This is a genomic window from Dactylosporangium sp. NPDC048998 (assembly GCF_043197855.1).
In the GTDB taxonomy this organism is placed as follows: domain Bacteria; phylum Actinomycetota; class Actinomycetes; order Mycobacteriales; family Micromonosporaceae; genus Dactylosporangium.
This window is the reverse complement of sequence record NZ_JBICTV010000001.1, coordinates 190,953-210,589: the sequence shown is the minus strand read 5'-3', so window position 1 is coordinate 210,589 and position 19,637 is coordinate 190,953. Positions and strand designations below refer to the sequence as shown.

Here is a 19,637-nt window from a genome sequence, read left to right as displayed (position 1 = left end):
GAAGCGCCGTCCGGTCCCGAAACCGGGCGGCGTTTCCGTTGTGTCCCTGCACCGGTTGCCGGGGTCGTCCGCGGTCGCGTAACGTCACGGCGGCGCTGAACGGGAAATAGAGCGCCGCGGGTCGGATCGATGACGCCAGCATTGGGTTTCGCCAGGGATCAACCTTCAATGCCTCACGGGAGGAAGGAGCAAGATGCCCGCGATTCGCCCGGACCGGCCGTGGTCCGACGGTGAGCTCGACCAGCCGATGCCCAAGAAGCCCGGGAGCGCGCTCGCCCGCGAGCTGCGCCGGCCGCGCCTGTGGCTGATCGGCACGCTCGTGCTGGCCGTGGCCGCCGCCTCGGTGTACGTGGCCGACTGGGTCCGGCAGCCCCGTCCGACAGCCGCGAACGGCGCGGAGCCTTCGATGACGCCGGAGCCCGGCCCCGCGCATGGCGCCGCGCAGGGGCTCGACTCCGCCTCACCGTCCGCGTCCGCGTCCGCCTCCGCGTCGAAATCGCCCTCGGCCAGTGCCGGCAAGACCGACGCGGCCGTCGGCCCCCGGGTGGGCGGCGCCTGGCCCGGCCCCGGCAATACCGGCGTGCCGAAAGGCACGGATCTCAGCACCTACACCGGGCCGTGCACCATCCAGAAGGCCGGCACAGTCATCGACGCCAAGACCGTCAACTGCAGCCTCACCGTCCTGGCCGCGAACGTCACCATCAAGCGCAGCAAGATCAATGGCACGGTCTTCATCGACACCGACCGGGCCGGTTCGAGCGGGTGGTCGTTGACCCTGTCGGACTCCGAGGTCGATGCGGGCCTACGGCAGCTCCCGGCCGTGAGCGACGGCAACATGACGGTCTTGCGCAGCAACATCTACGGTGGCCAGACGGGCGTCCATTGCGGGGAGAAGGCGTCGGTGTGCACGGTGCAGGACTCGTGGCTGCACGGCCAGCGCATCCCCAACGACGCCGACTGGCACCTGGGCGGCTTCCAGTCCAACGGCGGCCGCAACGTCCGCATCAAGCACAACACGATCGTCTGCGACCCGCCGGTGAACTCCGTCGGCGGCGGATGCACCGGCGACCTCAACCTCTTCGGTGACTTCGCGAAGGTCACCGACGTGGTCGCCGACAGCAACTACTTCGGCGCCAACATGGCCAACTCGTACTGCCTCTACGCCGGCGACACCAGGACCAAGCCCTACCCGAACGCCGACCACGTCGTGATCACCAACAACGTGTGGCAGCTCGGCTCGAACAAGAAGTGCGGCGCGTACGGCCCGGTCGCGGGCTTCAACACCAGTGGCCCCGGCAACGTCTGGAAGAACAACACCTGGGAGGACGGCACCCCGGTCCAACCGGAGAACTGACGGCTTGTGACGCAAATCCGTCAGCACGGCAGCACTCCAAGGTGGCTCACGTAAACTCTCGCCGCCTGAATACCGATTGAGCTGGAGTCACGTGACCACCTCAGAAGCATCCACCGAGACGATCGGGCGTCAGGCGAAGCGCGGCCTGAAGTGGAGCCTGGTCGGCACGTTCGTCAACAAGGTCGGCTCGTTCGCCATGGGCCTGGTCCTGGCCCGGCTGCTGACCCCGGAGGATTACGGCGTCTACGCGGTCGCGCTGAGCGCCATGTTCTTCGTCATGCACGTCAACGACGTCGGGCTCATCGCGGCCACGACGCAGTGGCGCGGCAAGATTGAGGAGATGGCGCCGACGGCGACGTCGCTGGCTCTCGTGTTCAGCATCGTGACGTACATCGGCTTCTGGTTCGCCGCGCCGGCCCTGGCCAACCTGTCGCACGTGCCCGCGGCCACCAACGTCATCCGGGTGCTGACCATCGTCATCCTGGTCGACGGCGTGACCGCGGTGCGCAGCGGCACGCTCATGCGGGAGTTCCGCCAGGACAAGCTGATCCAGGCCAACATGGTCGGGCTCGTGGTCAACGCGGCGGTGGCGATCTCCATGGCCGCCCTCGGCGGCGGGCCGATGAGCTTCGCCGCCGGCATGGTGGCGGGCTCGATCGTCACCGGCTTCATGGTGTTCACCGGGGCGGGCGTGCCGTTCCAGCTCGGCTTCGAGCGCCCGATCGCGCGCCGGCTCATGGCCTTCGGCATCCCGCTGGCGGCGAGCCTCGGCATCGAGTCCATCCTGCTCAACACCGACTACGTCGTCGTCGGTCACGTGGTCGGCGCGGGACCGCTCGGCGAGTACCTGCTGGCCTTCAACATCTCCACGTGGGCGCTCAGCGTCGTCAGCAGCGCCATCCGGTATGTCTCGGTGGCCGGCTTCTCCCGGCTGTCCGAGGTGGACGCCGAGACGCTGTCCGCCGGCGTGCGCCGCTCGCTGCCGATGCTCTTCACCGTGCTGGTGCCGATCGTCGTGCTCTCGGCGTCGCTGGCCTACCCGCTGATCCAGGTCCTCTACGGCGAGAACTGGACGCCGGCGGCGGTCGTCCTGCCATACCTCATGATCCTCACCGCGGTGCGGGTGCTGACCTCGTTCGCGATGGACATCCTCATGGGCGCCGGCGCCACGAAGTGGACGCTGTGGTTCAACCTCGCGTGGGCGGTCGCGCTCGTCCCGGCGCTCATCTACGGGACCAACGTGGGCGGGACCCGCGGCACCGCCATCGCGCACGCGGTGGTCGGCCTGGTCGTCGCCGTGCCGGTGATGGCGTGGGCGCTGCACAGCATCGGCGTGCGCCTGGCGCCCCTCGGGCCGCCGCTGCTGCGCCCGCTGCTGGCCGGCCTCGCCTCGGCCGCGGTCACGCTGCTGATCGGGCACGCGGTGGGCGGCTCGATCCCGCTGCTGAAGCTGGCCGGCGCGGGCGCCGCGGGCCTCGTGGTGTACGGCGCGCTGGCCCTTCCGCGGGAACAGCTGCGCCAGTGGCTCGGCAAGCTCCGGCGTGAGGAGGCGGCGGATGTCGCCGTTGAATGACGTGCTCGTCTCCGTCTGCCTGCCGGTGCGCAACGGCGCGTCGCGGCTGCTGACGGTGGCTCAATCGGTCCTCGCCCAGGACCACGAGAACCTCGAACTGATCATCTCCGACAACGCGTCGACGGACGACACCGAGGAGGTCTGCCGCGCGCTCGCCGCGGAGGACTCGCGGGTCGTCTACCACCGCAACCCCGAGAACATCGGCCTGATGAACAACTTCATCTCGGCGATGCACCACGCCCGCGGCACGTTCTTCCGGTGGGTCGGCGACGACGACTGGCTGGAGCCGAACTGCATCTCGCGCTGCCTGGAGGTCTACGCCACCGACGAGCGGCTGGTGCTCGTCACGACGGGGGCGCAGTTCATCGGCGAGGACGACGAGATCACGGCGACCCGGGAGTACGACGGCGCGAGGCTGCTGTCGGACGACCCGATCGAGCGGCTCACCGAGATGCTGCGGCTGCTCAACTCCAGCTTCCTGCTGATCGATCCGCTCTACGGGCTGGCGCGGCGCGAGGCGATCGCCTGGATCCCGCGCCGCAACATGCTGCGCGAGGACCAGATCTTCGCCGCCAAGATGGCCCTGGCCGGGCCGTGGGGGCACATCAACGAGCAGCTGTACCGCCGGGGGTTCCGCGACGAGAGGCGCCCGGAGCTCGCGCGGCGCCTCGGCGTGCCGGCGTGGCACGCCCGCGCGGCGAACACGCTGCAGGGGCGGGAGCTGCTGCGCTGGGTGAGCGAGGGCGCCCAGCTCGAGCCGGAGCAGCGGCGCGCGGCGCGGGCGGCGGTCCGCAAGTGGTACGTCGAACGGCAGCAGATCGTGCTGGCGCGGCGCGGCCGGCGGATCGCCCAGGTGGCCGGCCTCGTGCCGAAGCGCGACACGACGCACCAGCCCGGCTGAGCGCGGGGCACACACACGAAAGGCCCGGCCGCATCCGGCCGGGCCTCGTTCGTTGCGGTACTACTTCGCCTGCTCCGCCACGACGATCAGGTTGACCAGGAAGGCCACGGTGGTCGCGGCGGCCCCGTGCGCGCCGCCGAGCAGCCCGTCCAGCCACTGCCGGTCCACCATCGGCATGTCGTACAGCGCCTGGCAGGCCGCGGGCTCGGCGCGCCAGTGTGCCAGCACGAGCTCGCCAACCTCCGCCGCGCCGAGCTGCGGCTTGCGCGCGTTGGTCAGCCGCTGGCGCACCTTGCCGGCCGCCTTGCGGGCGGTGGCCGCCGCCACGGTCATCCGGGTCGCCATGGTGCGCCGGCCGAGCCGCGCGGGGATCAGGCCCGTGTCGAGCGGCATCCGGGCCAGCTCCGGGTCGAGCCGGCTCATCAGCCGGCCCAGCAGCAGCGAGTCGCGCTTGTCGGCCGGCGCCACGGCGAGCGCCAGCTCGATGAAGCGCCGGTCGAACATCGGGTTGACGAAGTGGCGCCGGACGCCGGCGAACGTGCCGTGCGCGGCCGACCAGCGGTGCATGCGGTGGTAGAGGTAGAACTGGTCGGTGGCGCGCAGCCAGTCCCCGGCCGGGAACAGCCCGGCGAGGGTCTTGTGGGTGTGCTCCTGCGCCGCGGCATGGAAGTCGCGGTTGAGCGCGGCCGCCTCGACCGACTCGTTGCTGAACAGCCGCCAGCGCGCCAGCCGGTCCACCAGCGCGGGCGAGGTCTGTGCGCCGACGGGCTGCCCGGCGTAGTAGAAGCCGCGGGCCACCTCGCCGCCGAGGCCGGAGAGGCGGTGGCCCTGGTCGAGGCGCGCCTCCACGGTCAGCAGCGGGGCCAGCGCCATCGGGCTGCCCAGGCACTCCAGGCCCTTCGCGGCGACGAGCGACAGCGCGTGGGCGGAGGCGGGGCTGGGGGGCGCGTGCTCGTCGAGCCGGTAGATCTCGTGGCGGATGCCGTACCGCTGGGCCAGCCGCGCCGCGATCACCACGTCGGGGCTGGTGTCGGAGCCGAGGGTGAGCGCCCGCATCCCCCGGCGCTGCTTCTCCGGGGTCGCGCCGAGCAGGATCCGCGAGTCGTGGCCGCCGGTGAGCTGCAGCACCGAGTCGGGGTGCGCCTCCAGGTAGGCGGTCTGCCAGCGGACCAGGATGTCGGCCATCTCGGCGACCGCGTCCTCGAGCACCGGCGCCGGGCCGACCTGGCTCACGGGCTCCGCGTATTGCCGCAGCCCCAGCGCCCCGCCCTGGAGGGTGGCGATCGTGGCCGGCGGGCAGGCGCGGACGCCCTCGAAGATGGTCTGGTCGGAGATCTGCCAGCCCATCATCGCCTGGGTGCCGAGCCCGTCGAGGTCGAGGCCGGCGCCGGACAGCGCCGCGAGCGCGCGGGCGCTGGTGGAGACCGCGGCCACGCCCTCGCCCTTCCACCAGAAGAGCTGGCGGAACCCGAGCCAGTCATTGGCGACCGTGATCGGCCCGCCCGAGCGTGCGCGGTGCGCGGCCGCGAACGGCGGCAGCAGCGCGGTGAGCCCCGATCCGCCGTCGAGCATGGCGACGAGGTCGGCGGTGGACAGGTCGGCGTCGCGGGTGCGCAGCATGCGGCTCAGCACCACGGTGAAGGCGCCGCCGGGCTGCCCCGGCAGGTCGGTGTCGTCGGCGTCGGTGAAGGCCACCCAGCCGTCGAAGGCCTCGTCGACCCGGGCGACGGAGACGTCTTCGTCGGCGAGACAGGCCACCGCCGCCTCGACCGGGCGGCGCAGATGTTCGGCTGCTTGCGGTGCGATGGAGACGGCGAGAAACGCTCTCATAAGAGCCCGAACGTACCCGGCCGCCGACCGGGCGACCAATAGGTCGATCGGTTATCCGTCAACGCTTTCGTGCTCGCCGCTCCGGCCCCGGCGGCAGGGCACAATGGCTGTCGTGGACGCCACCCGCGCCGTGCTCCGCGCCGCCGTCGTGGGCGGCGGCTCCGTGCTGCTGTTCGCCGTCGTCTACCTGCTCGCCGTGCGCACGGTGCCCGGGCAGCGCTTCGAGGACGCGGTGCTGACGGCCGCCGAGGCCCGCGCCGGCACGGTCTCGCAAGAGCGGGCGACGCGCGTGCTGAGCATCGTGACCGCCTCGACGGTCGCGGTCGTGGCCGCCGGGGTCGTCGCGATCGGGTTCCTGCGCCGCGCGCCGCGGCTCGGGCTGCTCGCCGCCGCGGTCATCCTCGCCACCGTGGCCGCGACCGAGGTGCTGCAGTTCTGGCTGCCGCGGCCGGTGCTGCTGCACTCCGGCTACCGCCGCGACGACCAGAGCTTCCCCAGCGGGCACACGGCGACCGCGATGGCCATGATGTGCGCGCTCGTGCTGGTCGTCCCGTATCGCCTGCGCTGGGCCGCGCTGGCCGCCTCGTCGCTGTTCGCCGGCGGCATCGCGGTCGCCACGGTCGTCGCGAGCTGGCACCGGCCGAGCGACACCATCGGCGGCGACCTCATCGCGCTCGCGGTGTGCTGCGCCGCGGTCGCATGGCTGGCAGGGCGGGGCGGCCTGCGCCCGGTCCCCCGCCCGGTCCCGAAGCCGCTGTGGGCGCTCGGCGGCCTCTACACGCTCGTGACGCTCGCCGCCACGGCCGTGGTGCTCGCCGTCGGGCCGCTGGACGCCCGGGCCGGGGCCGACGCGACGCGCGGCTCGGCGCTGCTGACCGGCCGGGCCATCGCGCTGGCCGGGGCCGGCGCGACGGCGCTGATGCTGCTGCTGGTGCTCGGGCGCGCCGAGACGACCGGCACCGGTCAGGGCTCGCCGACCGGCCCGGGCACCGGCCGCGGGCGGCCCAGCCGCGCGCGGATCGCCGCGCGCAACGGGCCCCAGCTGCGGTACCGCTGAAACGGCAGCTCGAAGAAGCGCGAGAAGCTCCAGGCGAACGCGATCGCCACGGGCCCGGCCAGCCCGACGTTGGCCCAGAAGGTCGGCACGGTGCCGGACACGTGGGGCTCCACCAGCTTCGCGTGGATGGCCACGACGATCGGCGCGTGGGTGAGGTACAGGCTGTAGGAGAACGAGCCGAGCGAGCGCAGCGGCCGGGTGTCCAGCAGCCGCACCAGAAGGCGCGGCCGCCCGGTCGCCACGGCGGCGAGCAGCAGCGCCACGCCCGGCCCGAACGCCAGGTCGACCCAGTAGTAGTGCGTAGCCGTCCACACCGAGCCCCGCACCGCCATGAGCGCGACGGGCGGGACCAGCGCGGCGAGGGCGAGCCAGTGGTACGGCAGGCGCCGGACGCGCTCGCCGGCGCGCAGCACGGCGGTGGCGACCAGGCCCAGCGCGAAGAGCACGGCGAACTCCGGGGTCAGCCGGATGAGCAGCTGCACCGCGGAGACGTGCGGCGCCAGCACCCCGATCGTCGTGACCACCAGCGTCACCGCCGTCAGCAGCACGATCGCCCCGGCGCGGCGCAGGACGAGCAGCATGAGCGGGAACACGACGTACAGCTGCGCCTCGATCGCGATCGACCAGAACGCTCCGTTCGGGGAGGCCGAGCCGAACACGTCCTGCAGCAGCAGCCCGAAGATGACCACCGACTTGCCGTTGGGCACCGGGGTGTCCGGCTGCGGCACGACCGTCCACGCGATGATGAGGCTGAACACGAGCGCGGCCCAGTACGGCGGGAGGATGCGCCAGGCGCGGCGGTGCGCGAACCGGGCGCCCCCGCCGAGCTGCCAGTCGTGCTGGGCCGGCGAGAAGCCGAGCGAGAAGCCGGACAGCGTGATGAAGACGACCACCGCCAGGTGCCCGTAGAACAGCCAGGCCGCCCACAGCGGGCCGTTGTTCGACGGGTACCCCGGAAACGCCAGCAGGTAGCAGTGGTGCAGCATGACGGCCAGTGCGGCGATCCCGCGGATCCCGTCGAGGCCGAGGAGGCGGGGACGCTCGCGCCGGGCGGCTCCGGCCGGTTCGGCGGCCGGTTCGCCGAGTGGTTCGGCGAATGGTTCGGCGACTGGCCGGGCGAGTTCCGTCATGGGCGAAGCACTCCGATCGGTGTCGGCCGCGCGGCGGCTATCCTGTGCATCGGCCTGGGAGGCATCGGCCTACGAGAGGTGGTTCTCCGGTGGTCACACCGTTGGTCAGCATCGTCATTCCGGCCCACAACGAGGCCTCGGTGATCGGCAAGAACCTCGCCCGGCTGCTGGAGGGTACCTCGCCCGGCGAGTTCGACGTCATCGTCGTTCCGAACGCCTGCACCGACCGCACGGCCGAGGTGGCCGCGTCGGTGCCGGGCGTGCGGGTCATCGAGTCGCCGGTCCCCGGGAAGGTGCCGGCGCTGCGCCTCGGCGACGAGGCGTGCCTGACCTTCCCCCGCATCTACCTCGACGCCGACGTCGAGCTGACCGCCGGCTCGGTGCGCGCGCTCGTCGAGGCGTGCGCCCGCCCCGGCGTGCTGGCCTGCTCCCCCGTTCCCGAGCTCGACCTGGCGCAGGTCGGGCGGCTCATCCGGCGCGTGCACCGGGTGCACGACCGGATGATGGCGCCCTCCCGCGCGCTGGCCGGCGCCGGCGTCTACGTGCTCACCGAAGCGGGCCACGCGCGGGTCTTCCCGATGCCCGACGTGATCTCGGACGACGGCTGGGTGCACGCCAGCTTCGCCCCGCACGAGCGCGCGGTGGTCGCCGACGCCCGGTCACTGGTACGTCCGGCCCGCACCGTCGCCGCGCACCTCAACCGACGGGTCCGGGTCCGGCGCGGCAACCGGCAGCTCGCCGCGCTCAGGGGTGGCTCTGGGAGCTCCGGCGAAGCCTCGCTCAGCCTGGGCTCCCTGGTGCGGCTGGTCCGCCGCCGCACGGTCAGCCCCGTGGACGCCACGGCCTACCTGAGCGTGCTGGTCCTCGACCGCGCCGTGAGCCGGCTGCGCCGGGATGACAACGCCTGGGGCAGCGACGCCAGCACCCGCACCGCTGCGCTGAGCGGGGATTGACGCACCGCGGCCGCCGGCGCCCTTGGCGTAGGCGGCCTCGTAGGCGGCGATCAGCGCGACCTTCGAGTTCTCCCACGACAGCGGGCCGCTGACGCGCTCCTGGCCCAGCTCGCCCATGCGCTTGCGCTCATCGGGGTTGTCGAGCAGGTACGAGACCAGCTTCGCGAACTCCGACTCGTCGTTGGCCGGCGCGTAGAGCGCCGCGTCGCCCGCCGAGACCCGCGCCTCGCGCAGCTCGAACGAGACGATCGGCTTGGCCATCGCCATGTACTCCATGATCTTGTTCATGGTGGACACGTCGTTGAGCGGGTTCAGCGGGTCCGGCGACAGGCAGACGTCGGCGGTGGAGAGGTACCGCAGCAGGTCCTCGTCCGGGATGCGGCCGGTGAACGTGACCGACTCGCCGAGCCCGAGCTCGACGGCCAGCTCCCGCATCTGGTCGAACGTGTCGCCGGCGCCGACGAACGCGGCGTGCCAGTCGGTGCGCCCGACCTCGTCGCGCAGCTTCGCCAGGGCCCGCAGCGCGTAGTCGACGCCGTCCTGCGGCCCCATCACGCCGAGGTAGCACAGCAGGTAGGGCTTGCCGCGCTTGATGGACTCGTCCGGCGGCACGTGGTGGAAGCGCTCGACCACGGGCGCGCTGCGCACGACGAACACGTCCTCCGGGCGCTTGCCGCCGCGGGTCAGCGCGGCCTGGCGGTAGCTCTCGTTGGTCGCGATGACCACGTCGGCGGCGTCGTACGTGGCCCGCTCGGCCCGCAGCACGGCCCGGTAGAGCAGGTCCTTGCCCCGGTTGAAGCGGGACAGGTACAGCTCCGGCACCAGGTCGTGCTGGTCGAAGATGAACCGGGTGCCGTGCTTGCGCAGCCGCTTGGCCACGATGTACAGGATGTCCGGCGGGTTGCACGCGTGCACGACGTCGACCGGGCCGACCTTCTTGGCCAGCCGCAGCGTGTGCCGCAGCGCCGCGGAGTACTCCTTGGCGTAGCCCAGCGGGCCGCCGGTCGCGGCGTCGAGCGGATACCGGTGGATCCTGATCGAGTCGATCTCGGCATAGGGCTCGGTGTCGCGCTTCGTGCCCTGCGGGCAGATGACGTCGACCTCCCAGCCGGCGTCGCGCAGCGCGAGGCTCTCCTGCCACACGCGCCGGTCGAACGGCACCGAAAGGTTCTCGACCAGAATGAGGGCTCTTCTACCGGCCATGCTGACGCCTCCAGGGGTGTGGTGCACTACCGCTTGGCGGCGCGCAGCCTGCGCACCACCCGCCGCAGGTGCGGGCCGAGGGGCGACGCCTTCGCCGCCGCCACGAGGGATTCGCGGGCCCGCCGCACGGCGCGCCGGGCGTTGCTCCGGGTCACGATGCCCTGACCGACGAGGGTCTCGCCGGTCTTGGCGCGCCGCTTGTACTCGTCGTCGCCGCGGCCCAGGTCGATCCGGGTGAAGCCGAGCTGCGGTGCGGCCAGGACCAGCTCGCGCAGGAGCATCCAGCCCGGCGCCAGCCCGGCGTGCTCGGGATCGTACACCGGGAACCACCAGTGCAGGACGCCACCGGAACGGATGCCGAAGTGGGCGGCCAGCAGGTGCGGCCCGGCGTGCAGGGTGGACAGGATGCCCGCGAAGTCGGTGCCTCGGGTGTGCAGCAGGTCGGTGAGCAGCCGCACCCGGTCCGGCTCGGCGAAGTAGTCCCGGGCGCCGGTGGCCGCGTACTGCGCCCGCTTGAGCTGCACGACCTGCGCCAGCGCCTCGTCGTCGACGACGTCGGCGGCGAAGCGCACCGGGCCGATCTCGCGCTCGGCCTTGGCCGCGCGGCGGCGCGCCTGGCCCATGTTGTCCTTGCCGGACTTCGAGGCGCGGGCGAGGTACCCGTCGAGGCCGCCGGTCGTGTCGACGAACGGCGACGGCCGGGTCGTCTCGGTCCACGGCGCGAAGTCCTCGGCCATGGGCAGCAGGTGGTCGAACTCCAGCGCCGTCACGCCGCCGGTGAGCAGGCCGGCCACCGGGTAGGCGGCGCCCGGCGCCAGGATCGGGCCCTGGAAGTCCGCGCCCGGCCAGCCGACCGGGCGCAGCAGGGCGCCGTCGCGCTGCACGGGGAAAAGGCTCTCGATCTCGCCGGTCTCGCCGCGCCCGACGTACACCTGCACCGGGCGGCCGCTCGCGTGCACGGCGGCGGCGAAACCGGGGTGGAAGTACGGGCTGTCGAGCATCGGGTTGACGTCACGCAGCTTGTGCCATGCGTCGAGGTGCGCGTCGGTGAGCCGGTCGAACGCGACCGGCTCCAGTGCCGTCCGGGCCATGCTCAGTCCGCCAGCCGCGGCGGGTTGGACGGGTGCATGAGGGCGGCGACCGAGGCGCGCGCGATGCGCCGGCCGGTGGCCGCGCGCATCGACTCGCCGAGCAGCACCGCGGCGTAGTACGCCGAGCCGGCGGCCCGCCCGCGGCGCCGGCGGAACAGCTTGACCTTGTTCACGGTGAGCAGCGCCGCGAGCGTCGGGTTGACGCCCGAGTCGCCGCCGATGTGCTCGACGACCGCGCTCGGCTCGTACCACAGCGTCCAGCCGCGGTCCCGCGCGCGCAGCATGTACTCGGTCTCCTCGCTGTAGAGCACGAACGACTCGTCCCAGTCGCCGAGCTCGCGGACCACCTCGGCCGAGATGAGCAGGGCCGCGCCGGTCGCCCAGGCGAACTCGCCGGCCTTCTCGTACTCCTTCGGGTCGGTGATGAGCTCACCGAGCTTGCCGATGCGGCCCGCGCGGTCGCCGCCGATGACGGCCTCGACGAGCGCCCGGCCCACGGTCGGCATCCGGCGCAGGGACGGCTGCAGCGAGCCGTCGGAGTTGAGCATCAACGGCACGGTCATGCCCCGGCCGGGCTCCTTGAGCGCGTCGGCGAGGACGGCGAGCGTGTCGGGGCGCATGCGCACGTCGGGGTTCATCACCCACAGCGCGTCGTACTTCTCCTCGGCCAGCGCCGCGAGGCCGGCGTTGATCGCGGCCGCGTAGCCGGCGTTGCGGCCGGTCTGCACGCTGCGGACCGGCAGGCTGTCCGCGGCGGCCAGGGCGACCGCGACGGAGTCGTCCTTGGAGTTGTTGTCGACCACGACGACGGCCGCGATGTCCACGCCGTCGGACGGCAGCAGCGAGGCCAGGCAACCGCCGAGCACGCCCCCGCTGTTGTAGGTGACGATCACGATGGCGACCCGGTGCCGGGCCGGCTGCTGGAAATCGTTCACGATGCCCCACGTAGTTGTTTGACGCGACGCGCGACGACCCGTCGCGCCTGCACGATCGGTGAAGCCTTGCCGTTGAACACCTGCTGCACCCATGCGTCGTCGAGGTCGTGCCGGAGGCTGTTGCGCGCCTGCAGCCACTGCCCGGTGCGGGCCCGGCCGCCGTCGCTGGTGTAGACCAGCCGCATGCCGGCCCGGCGCAGCCGGGTGAGCACCACGCGGTCGTAGGAGCCGAAGGGGATCGCGACCTCCTTCACGGGCTCCCCGGTGATCTCGCCGATGACGCGGTTGGCCTCCCCGATCTCCCGCTCGGCCTCGGCGTCGGTGAGCTTGCGCCAGTCGCGGTGCGCCCAGCCGTGCGAGCCGACGGACATGCCGGCCCGCAGCAGTTCGCGCACGCCGTCCACGTCGAGCCGCCCCGGCTTGCCGAACTCGCCCGCCAGCACGAAGAAGTGCGCCTTCAGGCCCCGCTCGACCAGGCGCGGCAGCCCGATCTCCAGGTCGGAGGCGTTGCCGTCGTCGAAGGTGATCCGCACGTCGTCCCGGCCCACCGCCGCGTCGAGGGCCCGCTCGAACTGCCCGACACTGACCCAGGTGTTCTCTTCGCCGGGATCGAGGGTGCGGGACGTAGGGCCGATTCCGTGCACGGTGATGTTGACGACCGAGGTCGGCATTCCGACGGTTCCTCCCCGAATTGTCCTTTGCCCCTGCCCGCGAAACACGCCTCGTCTCTGTCACGTGCCGCCACCCCCGCCAAGGGACGACGAGATACTGACTGCGTCGCGTGTGCCCCTGCATCGGTAGATCGGGCAGAGGTATTGTCGACTACCGGACATGCGTAGGTTTTTCAGCTTTTCTTCAGCTGTTCTGGAGTTCGCTGCGAGGCTCCGGGCCAGTAAGGTGTCGGCACGCGGCCCGCCCTCGTGACAGTTGCGCGACCCGTCCTTGCCCTTCGGTCAGTGCCACCGGAGACTGGATGCGCCGGCGCGCGCGGGGCTGCACCAGGCGGTCATCGAGAGGACGACGTTGGACTTCTGGGACATCACGAAGCTGCTGGTCCGACGCTGGCGGATCGCGCTGCCGTTGCTGCTGCTGTCCGTGGCCATCACCGCCGTCACGATGAGCCAGGTGAAGCCGGACTACGTCGCCACCGCCTACGTCCAGCTGGTGCCGCCCAACGCCGGCCAGAGCCAGCCCGGCGCGATCAGCCCCGACCAGCAGAACCAGTGGATCGGGCAGGGCCTGCAGACGCTCGGCAACGCCGCGATCGTGCAGGTGCAGGACCAGACCGTCGTCGACGAGTTCAAGCGCCTCCACTACAGCGACACGTTCACGGTCACGATGGGCCAGAGCACCCCCCTGATCACGTTCGAGGTCACCGGCAACTCCAAGGCGCAGGCGAAGGACACGGTCGACGCGCTGGTCACCAAGTACACCGACAGCGTCAAGCGGCTGCAGAACGAGAACGGCGTGACCAAGAAGGAAATCATGATCACCGCCAACCGGCTCGACGCCGGTGGCAACGTCAAGAAGTCCACCTCGAAGGTCAAGCGCGCGCTGGTCGCCGTCGCGGCGGCCGGTCTCCTGCTCACCGCCGGCACGACGATCGCCGTCGACGCGTGGCTGCGCCGCCGCAAGAAGGGCGGCAAGCCGGGCGCGGAGGCTGAGGACACCGCGACGACCACGCCGATCCAGGCCCGCGCCGGCACCGTCGCGCCGGGCAAGCACGTCGACCGGGGCCTGCCGATCGTCACCGGCGCCGACCAGCACGGCCTCACCGTCGAGTACCAGCGCCCAGGCGCGACGCCCGGCCCCATGGGCGAGAGGATCGAGCGCAGGGCCGATGAGACAGCGATCATCGTGCCCGACGCCGAGTCGACCGTGGTCATCCCGCTCGCCGCGATGCCGCCCCGCCCGGCCTCGGCGAAGCGTGGCACGACCAACTGATGCCGACCGGAGCACCCGGTGACGATCGCGACTGAGGAATACATCTCCGCAGACCTCGAGCCCTCGTACGTCTCCGGCAAGACCTACGTCTCCCGCCGCCGCGTCACGCGCATCGACGCGGCGGCGCTGCTGAGCGTCACGATGTTCCTCATCACCGTCATCCCGGCACGACTCATCGTGCCCGGCATGACCGACGTGGGCCGGCCCGGCCTGGTGGTCGGCCTGGCGCTGTTCGTGTGGTGGGTGCTCGCGCGGTTCACCACGACGCTGTCGATGACCGGTCCCCAGCCGATGCGCTGGGCGCTGATGGTCTTCCTCGTGTCGGCGCTGATCTCCTACGCCATCGGGTTCATGCGCGGGCTCACGACCATGGAGTCCAACGCCGCCGACCGGATGATGCTGTACCTCAGCGTCTTCTCGGGCATCCTGCTCACCGCCTCCGACGGCGTGCCCAACTGGATCCGCATGCGCGGCGTACTCAAGGTCGTGGTGGCCTGCGCGGCGGTCGTCGCGGCGATCGGCCTCCTGCAGTACGTGACCAAGGTCGACTACACGCTGTACCTCAACATCCCGGGCCTGCAGGTGAAGACCGAGGCACTCGGGTTCGAGGTCCGCGGCAGCGGCATCCGCGTCGCGAGCACCACCACGCACTACATCGAGCTGGCCGCGTTCCTGGCGATGGTGCTGCCCTTCGCCATCCACTTCGCGCTCTTCGCCGGCACGCCGCAGCGGCGCCGGGCCTCGGCGATCGCATGCTTCGTGATCGCCGCCGGCGTGGCCGCCACCGTCTCGCGCACCGGCATCCTGGCGCTCGGGATCACGCTGCTGGTGCTCGTCCCGGTGTGGAAGTGGCGGACCCGGTTCAACGTCCTGGTCATGGCCGCCGGCCTGCTGGCCGGGCTCGGCGCGGCCAGCGGCGGGCTCGTGCGCACGATCTTCACGCTGTTCGACAACCCGTCGGACAACTCGTCGATCAACGCGCGGACCGAGCGCTACCCGATGGCGTTCCACTACATCGCCCAGCGCCCGTGGTTCGGGCGCGGCACGGGGACGTGGGTGCCCCCGCAGTACCAGGTCATGGACAACCAGTGGCTGATCACGCTGCTGAGCACCGGGTTCGTCGGCGCCGCGGTCATCGCCGCGCTGCACATCACCGGCATCACGCTCGCCGGTCTGGCCTTCCGCCGCGCGACCGAGCAGGCGGACAAGCACCTGTGCGCGGCGCTCATCTCGACCCAGCTGATCGCGCTGATGGTGGCGGCCACGTTCGACTCGATGAGCCTGAGCTACAGCACCTACGTGATGACGCTGGCGCTGATGTGCGGGCTGTGCGGGACCGTCTGGCGCCTGACGCACCCGGCGCGCACGATCCGCACGTCCACGACCCGCTGGTTCATGTGACGGTTTCTTGAACACGCGTGGCCGCCGCGCCGGGCGCGGCGGCCACGATCGTCACGGTCCGTGGCGACCCCGCGGTCAGCCGGCCGCGGTCTGGACGGGGACCTTCCGCTCCTCCCGGCCGTCGCCCTCCTCGATCTTCTCGAGCCAGATCTCGCGCCAGTACGGCGTGATGGCCCGCGGGCAGTTCGCGTTGAACGCGCCCTCGCAGATGACGCCCTCGAGCACGAGGCACGGGCTCTTCATGTAGATCATCCGGCCGGTGTTCTCGTCGATGATGTGGTCGACCCGGCGCAGCACCCGCGCGGTGCGCCCGAGGAACCGGGCCATCTCGGCGTCGAAGCCCATACCGCGGTTGAGCAGGTCGGAGTTGAGCGTCGGCTCGATCTCCTCGCGGGACCTGATCCGCACCAGGTCGCCGGGCTGCAGGCCGGTGCGGGCGTCGGGGGTCTTGCCGCTCGCCTTGCCGCGCAGGTAGCCCCACTCCTTGCCGCCCCGGATCCGGGCCCAGCGCGGCAGCCGCTTGTTGCTGGCCCGCTGGAAGCGGTTGTAGACGCCCACGCCGAAGGCGCGCACGGTCCAGCTCAAGCCGAAGTTTCCGGTGTGCATGTCCTTGCTGAACTGGCCGAGGTCCTTCAGCGGCAGCACGGTCGGGGCGGCGCGCAGCAACTCGGTGGTCTGGCACCGGAAGCGCTCGGCGCCGTCCTCGAAGGCGGGGCCCTGGGCGTTTTCGGTGATCAGCGGCAGCAGCCGGACGCCGGCCGGAGCCTCGGGCGTCGGGGCGGCCGGCTCAGCGTCGCTGACCTTGCGCAGCCACGCGTGCTTCCAGAAGATCATGCATCCGGCCTGGCAGCCGCCGTGCCCGCCGCCGTCGCAGCGCACACCGGAAAGGTGAACCGCGTTCTCCATTTTCCGCATGCCCGACCGCGTCATGGTGTCGCACGTCTTGTGTGCCGATTTGTACACACGGAAACGCTTTCCGCAGTACTGCAGCATTTCCGGCATGAATGGCAGAGCCTCGAGTTCGCCGCGCTCGTCGAGTGTGGCGAGAATCTCGTCGGGACTCCGCACCTCGACCAGATCGCCGGAACGTAGGTCCACCGGTTCCGCCTGGATGGATGATTGCGTTTGCACGTCAGACCGCCTCCGTCAGCTGTCCGCGGCACGCCGCGGCCCTATCCCTACCGAACAGACCTTCGAACTTGCCCGGATCTCCCTGCGCTGGGCCGACTCCGGCCGTCGTGAGCCGCGCACGGGCCGTGACCGGCGGCGCCCGGTCGCCTCGCCGGTGAACCCTCGGGGCGGCCGCCGCCAGTCTTCCCGCCAAAACTCACGGAAAATGCGGAATCCGGCATTTAGGCGCCCGCCCGATGGGCCGGACCGCCATGACACCGGCAGCTGCCGCCAGACCACGCATACCCGCACTCCGACTGTTATCCGACTCGGGACGCGCGTACTCTACGCAACTAGAATCCGCATCCCGAGAAATATGACAGATTTATGACGCCTCTTTTCGTTGAAGAGGGTACCAGTTAGGTTCTGCAGCGGACGTCCGTCGGCCACGACCATTTTTGGGGGGTCAAGTGACCGCGCAAACACGCCCGTTTCATTTCATCGTCACGATGCCGGTCCTGCGCCGGCCGCTCGACGCGTGGCGGGGCCGGGTTCGCCAGATCGAGGATCTCGGGTTCCACACCGTGACCGTCGCCGACCACCTCGGCGACGGCTGGTCTATGGATCCGATGCTGACGATGGCGAGCGCCGCGGCGGCCACCACGGACCTGCGGGTGGCCACCGGAGTGCTGTGCAACGACTTCTACCACCCGGTGCACCTGCACCGTTCCATCAGCAACCTCGACCTGCTCTCGGACGGGCGAGTGACCCTCGGCCTGGGGGCGGGATACCGGCTCATCGACTACGAGGTCTCCGGCATGCCGTTCGATCCGGCGCCGGTGCGCATCGCGCGGCTCACCGAGTCGATCGCGGTCCTCAAGGGCCTGTTCGGCGGGGAACGGGTCGAGTTCACCGGCGAGCACTTCCAGGTCAGGGACCTGGTCGGCGCGCCGCAGCCCGTCCAGCAGCCGCACCCGCCGATCCTGGTCGGCGGCGGCGGCCGGCGCATGCTGGAGCTCGCGGCCCGGTCCGCCGACATCGTGAACATCAACCCGCGACTCAGCCGGGACCTCTCGATCGACAGGATCCGGCACGAGCTCAGCTTGGATGGCCTGTCCGCCAAGGTGGACATCATCCGCGACGCGGCGGTCGCGGCCGGGCGCGACCCCGGCGATCTGCGCCTGCAGGTCAACATGCTCGACGTGCGGCTGCAGGGCGGCGGCGCTGAGCACCACTGGACGTCGGGGCTGCTCGGCTGGCTGCCGGACGGGGCGTACGACAAGTCGCCCCTGGTCCTCAACGGCGACGTGGGGCGCTGCGCCGAGGCGCTGCTGGAGCTGCGCGAGACGACCGGCATCACGGAGATCCATCTGGGCGCTAACGCCGCCGCGGTCGCGCCGATCGTGAACAAGCTGCGCTGAAGCCTTCCTCATGGGAAACGCCCCGGCAGTCCTTGCCGGGGCGTTGCTCGTCTCGGGGATGTGGGCGGTCGCTCAGTAGGCGCCGGTGCCGCGGACGACGGCGCTGACGGTGCGGCCGAGGATGCGCAGGTCGAGCAGCGGGGACCAGTTGTCGACGTAGTTGAGGTCGAGCCGCACCGACTCCTGCCAGGACAGCTCCGAGCGACCGCTGACCTGCCACAGGCCGGTCATGCCGGGCTTGACCAGCAGGCGGCGCCGCACGTCCTCGTCGTAGCCGGCCACCTCGGACATCAGCGGCGGGCGTGGGCCCACCATCGACATGGTGCCGTTGATGACGTTGAGCAGCTGCGGCAGTTCGTCGAGCGAGGTGCGCCGCAGGAGCGCGCCCACCTTCGTCACGCGCGGGTCCCGCTTCATCTTGAACAGCAGGCCCTCGGTGTGCTGGTTGAGGTGCGCGATCTCGTCCCGCTTCTTGTCGGCGTCCTTGACCATGGTGCGGAACTTGAAGCAGGTGAACTCCCTGCCGTTGATGCCGGCGCGGGGCTGGCGGAACAGCGCGGGGCCCGGCGTGGTCGCGCGGATGAGGAACGCGACGACGAGCATGAACGGCCCGGCCAGGACCAGCAGGATCGCGGCCAGGAGCCGGTCGAGCACGTTCTTCACCGCGCGCTGCGGGCCGGTGAGGACCGGGGCGCGCACGTGCAGCAGCGGCCCGCCGCCGCTGGGCAGCACCGCGACCCGCTCGGGCGCGACCTCCGGCAGCGCCGGCGCGACGAGCAGCTCGATGTCGTTGTCGGACAGCTCCCAGGCCAGACGGCGCATCCGGTACGGGTCCATCTCCAGCGGCAGCGCCACGAGCACCGCGGTACAGCCGGCGCCGAGCGCGGTGCCGGCGACGTCCTTCAGGTCGCCGTACACCGGGATGGAGTGCGCGGTGATCTTGCGCGCCTCGTCGAGGTCGGTGATGCAGGCGCCGGCCACCCGCAGGCCGTAGGACCGGTCGCGGCTGAGCGCGGTCAGCAGCCCGACGACCGAGTCGGCGGGGCCGATGACGAGCGTGCGCTGGCGGACGTACTCGCGCTGCACGGTGCGCAGGATCTGCAGCGTCGTGTAGCGCCCGGCGATGGTCAGCGCCGCGGCCACCGGCACGGCCACGATCACCGGCCTGAGCAGGTACAGCATGTCGAACAGCACGCACACCGGCGCGAGGACGGCGACGGCGAGGACGGCGGCGCGGATGGTCCGGTAGATCATGCCGGTGCGGTTCTCCAGGAACCAGCGGTCGTACATCCTGCTGCCCGCGAGCAGCAGCAGCCAGAACAGCCCGAAGCCGGTGACGGAATACGCGGGCGGCACGCCCTCCCCCGGCGCGACGAACGCTCCGCCCATCAGGTCGGCGGCCATGAACAGTACGACGGTCGTGATGGCGATCGTCACCCCCAGCACGTCGCCGAGGAAGGCGACGAGCAGGTTGCGCCCGGTCGACCTGAGCCGGCGCCGCTGGACTCCCGGGAACGCCGCCATCACCGCGGTCTCGACCGTGGCCGAATCCGCCAGAACCATCCCAACCCCCTTACGTGCTGCTCAAATCCACTTATCGAAGGTGAAATGTGGTGGCGTCCGCCGCCGCGACTGCCGGTGCGCGGTCGAACCCCGGCCGTAAGGTACCGAGGAAGTCGCATAGCCGGTACCGCCGTGCCGCATTCCCGACGTGCCTGAAGGTGCTATTGACAC

At 71.4% G+C, this 19,637-nt stretch carries 15 protein-coding genes and 1 pseudogene; 8 read left to right on the top strand and 8 right to left on the bottom strand.

The window, feature by feature from the left end; translation table 11 throughout:
* Positions 1-193: 193 nt before the first annotated feature.
* The 3 genes from ACGFI8_RS01065 to ACGFI8_RS01055 all read left to right on the top strand — a co-directional run bounded on the left by ACGFI8_RS01065 (position 194) and on the right by ACGFI8_RS01055 (position 3,828).
* Positions 194-1,354, top strand: a complete 1,161-nt coding sequence (locus tag ACGFI8_RS01065) for a hypothetical protein (RefSeq protein WP_392798155.1) — start codon at positions 194-196, stop codon at positions 1,352-1,354.
* Positions 1,355-1,445: 91 nt separating this feature from the next.
* Positions 1,446-2,927, top strand: coding sequence for an oligosaccharide flippase family protein (locus ACGFI8_RS01060; RefSeq protein WP_392798152.1), 1,482 nt, complete (start codon positions 1,446-1,448; stop codon positions 2,925-2,927).
* Positions 2,911-3,828 (top strand): glycosyltransferase family 2 protein, encoded by a 918-nt coding sequence (locus ACGFI8_RS01055; protein WP_392798149.1) that lies wholly within the window; start codon positions 2,911-2,913, stop codon positions 3,826-3,828. The genes ACGFI8_RS01060 and ACGFI8_RS01055 overlap by 17 nt, the downstream gene beginning before the upstream one ends.
* 60 nt (positions 3,829-3,888) lie before the next feature.
* On the opposite strand, the gene ACGFI8_RS01050 is transcribed toward ACGFI8_RS01055, so the two are convergent.
* Positions 3,889-5,658, bottom strand: a complete 1,770-nt coding sequence (locus ACGFI8_RS01050; RefSeq protein WP_392798147.1) for a hypothetical protein — start codon at positions 5,656-5,658, stop codon at positions 3,889-3,891.
* 112 nt (positions 5,659-5,770) lie between these two features.
* On the opposite strand from ACGFI8_RS01050, the gene ACGFI8_RS01045 reads away from it, so the two are divergent.
* The gene (locus ACGFI8_RS01045; RefSeq protein WP_392798144.1) at positions 5,771-6,715 is read left to right on the top strand and encodes a phosphatase PAP2 family protein; all 945 of its coding nucleotides are present in this window, start codon (positions 5,771-5,773) and stop codon (positions 6,713-6,715) included.
* Here the strand turns inward: ACGFI8_RS01045 and ACGFI8_RS01040 are convergent.
* On the bottom strand, positions 6,622-7,845 hold the full coding sequence (locus ACGFI8_RS01040) for an acyltransferase family protein (RefSeq protein WP_392798141.1): 1,224 nt from the start codon (positions 7,843-7,845) through the stop codon (positions 6,622-6,624). The two genes, ACGFI8_RS01045 and ACGFI8_RS01040, sit on opposite strands and share 94 nt — an antisense overlap.
* On the opposite strand from ACGFI8_RS01040, the pseudogene ACGFI8_RS01035 reads away from it, so the two are divergent.
* Positions 7,812-8,252, top strand: a pseudogene (locus ACGFI8_RS01035) (glycosyltransferase); the annotation flags it as partial. The gene ACGFI8_RS01040 and the pseudogene ACGFI8_RS01035 overlap by 34 nt on opposite strands.
* Positions 8,253-8,504: 252 nt before the next feature.
* Here ACGFI8_RS01035 and ACGFI8_RS01030 read toward each other — a convergent pair.
* From ACGFI8_RS01030 to ACGFI8_RS01015, 4 genes are read right to left on the bottom strand one after another with little or no spacing between them, the layout of a single operon-like run.
* Positions 8,505-10,001, bottom strand: a complete 1,497-nt coding sequence (locus ACGFI8_RS01030; RefSeq protein ID WP_392798139.1) for a glycosyltransferase family 4 protein — start codon at positions 9,999-10,001, stop codon at positions 8,505-8,507.
* 26 nt (positions 10,002-10,027) lie between these two features.
* A complete protein-coding gene (locus tag ACGFI8_RS01025) occupies positions 10,028-11,092 on the bottom strand; it encodes a GNAT family N-acetyltransferase (RefSeq protein ID WP_392798136.1) in 1,065 nt (354 codons plus the stop codon).
* Between the two features lie 2 nt (positions 11,093-11,094).
* Positions 11,095-12,027 (bottom strand): glycosyltransferase family 2 protein, encoded by a 933-nt coding sequence (locus ACGFI8_RS01020; protein WP_392798133.1) that lies wholly within the window; start codon positions 12,025-12,027, stop codon positions 11,095-11,097.
* The gene (locus ACGFI8_RS01015; protein WP_392798130.1) at positions 12,024-12,698 is read right to left on the bottom strand and encodes a polysaccharide deacetylase family protein; all 675 of its coding nucleotides are present in this window, start codon (positions 12,696-12,698) and stop codon (positions 12,024-12,026) included. The genes ACGFI8_RS01020 and ACGFI8_RS01015 overlap by 4 nt, the downstream gene beginning before the upstream one ends.
* 352 nt (positions 12,699-13,050) lie before the next feature.
* Between ACGFI8_RS01015 and ACGFI8_RS01010 the strand changes: the two genes are divergently transcribed.
* The gene (locus ACGFI8_RS01010) at positions 13,051-13,971 is read left to right on the top strand and encodes a hypothetical protein (RefSeq protein WP_392798127.1); all 921 of its coding nucleotides are present in this window, start codon (positions 13,051-13,053) and stop codon (positions 13,969-13,971) included.
* Positions 13,972-13,989: 18 nt separating this feature from the next.
* Positions 13,990-15,372: an O-antigen ligase family protein gene (locus ACGFI8_RS01005; RefSeq protein WP_392798125.1), complete on the top strand. Its 1,383-nt coding sequence runs from the start codon at positions 13,990-13,992 to the stop codon at positions 15,370-15,372.
* Positions 15,373-15,447: 75 nt separating this feature from the next.
* On the opposite strand, the gene ACGFI8_RS01000 is transcribed toward ACGFI8_RS01005, so the two are convergent.
* Positions 15,448-16,278, bottom strand: coding sequence for a hypothetical protein (locus ACGFI8_RS01000; protein ID WP_392798123.1), 831 nt, complete (start codon positions 16,276-16,278; stop codon positions 15,448-15,450).
* A gap of 713 nt (positions 16,279-16,991) precedes the next feature.
* Between ACGFI8_RS01000 and ACGFI8_RS00995 the strand changes: the two genes are divergently transcribed.
* The gene (locus ACGFI8_RS00995; protein WP_392798121.1) at positions 16,992-17,903 is read left to right on the top strand and encodes a TIGR03621 family F420-dependent LLM class oxidoreductase; all 912 of its coding nucleotides are present in this window, start codon (positions 16,992-16,994) and stop codon (positions 17,901-17,903) included.
* A gap of 72 nt (positions 17,904-17,975) precedes the next feature.
* On the opposite strand, the gene ACGFI8_RS00990 is transcribed toward ACGFI8_RS00995, so the two are convergent.
* A complete protein-coding gene (locus tag ACGFI8_RS00990; protein WP_392798118.1) occupies positions 17,976-19,466 on the bottom strand; it encodes a sugar transferase in 1,491 nt (496 codons plus the stop codon).
* Positions 19,467-19,637: the final 171 nt, after the last annotated feature.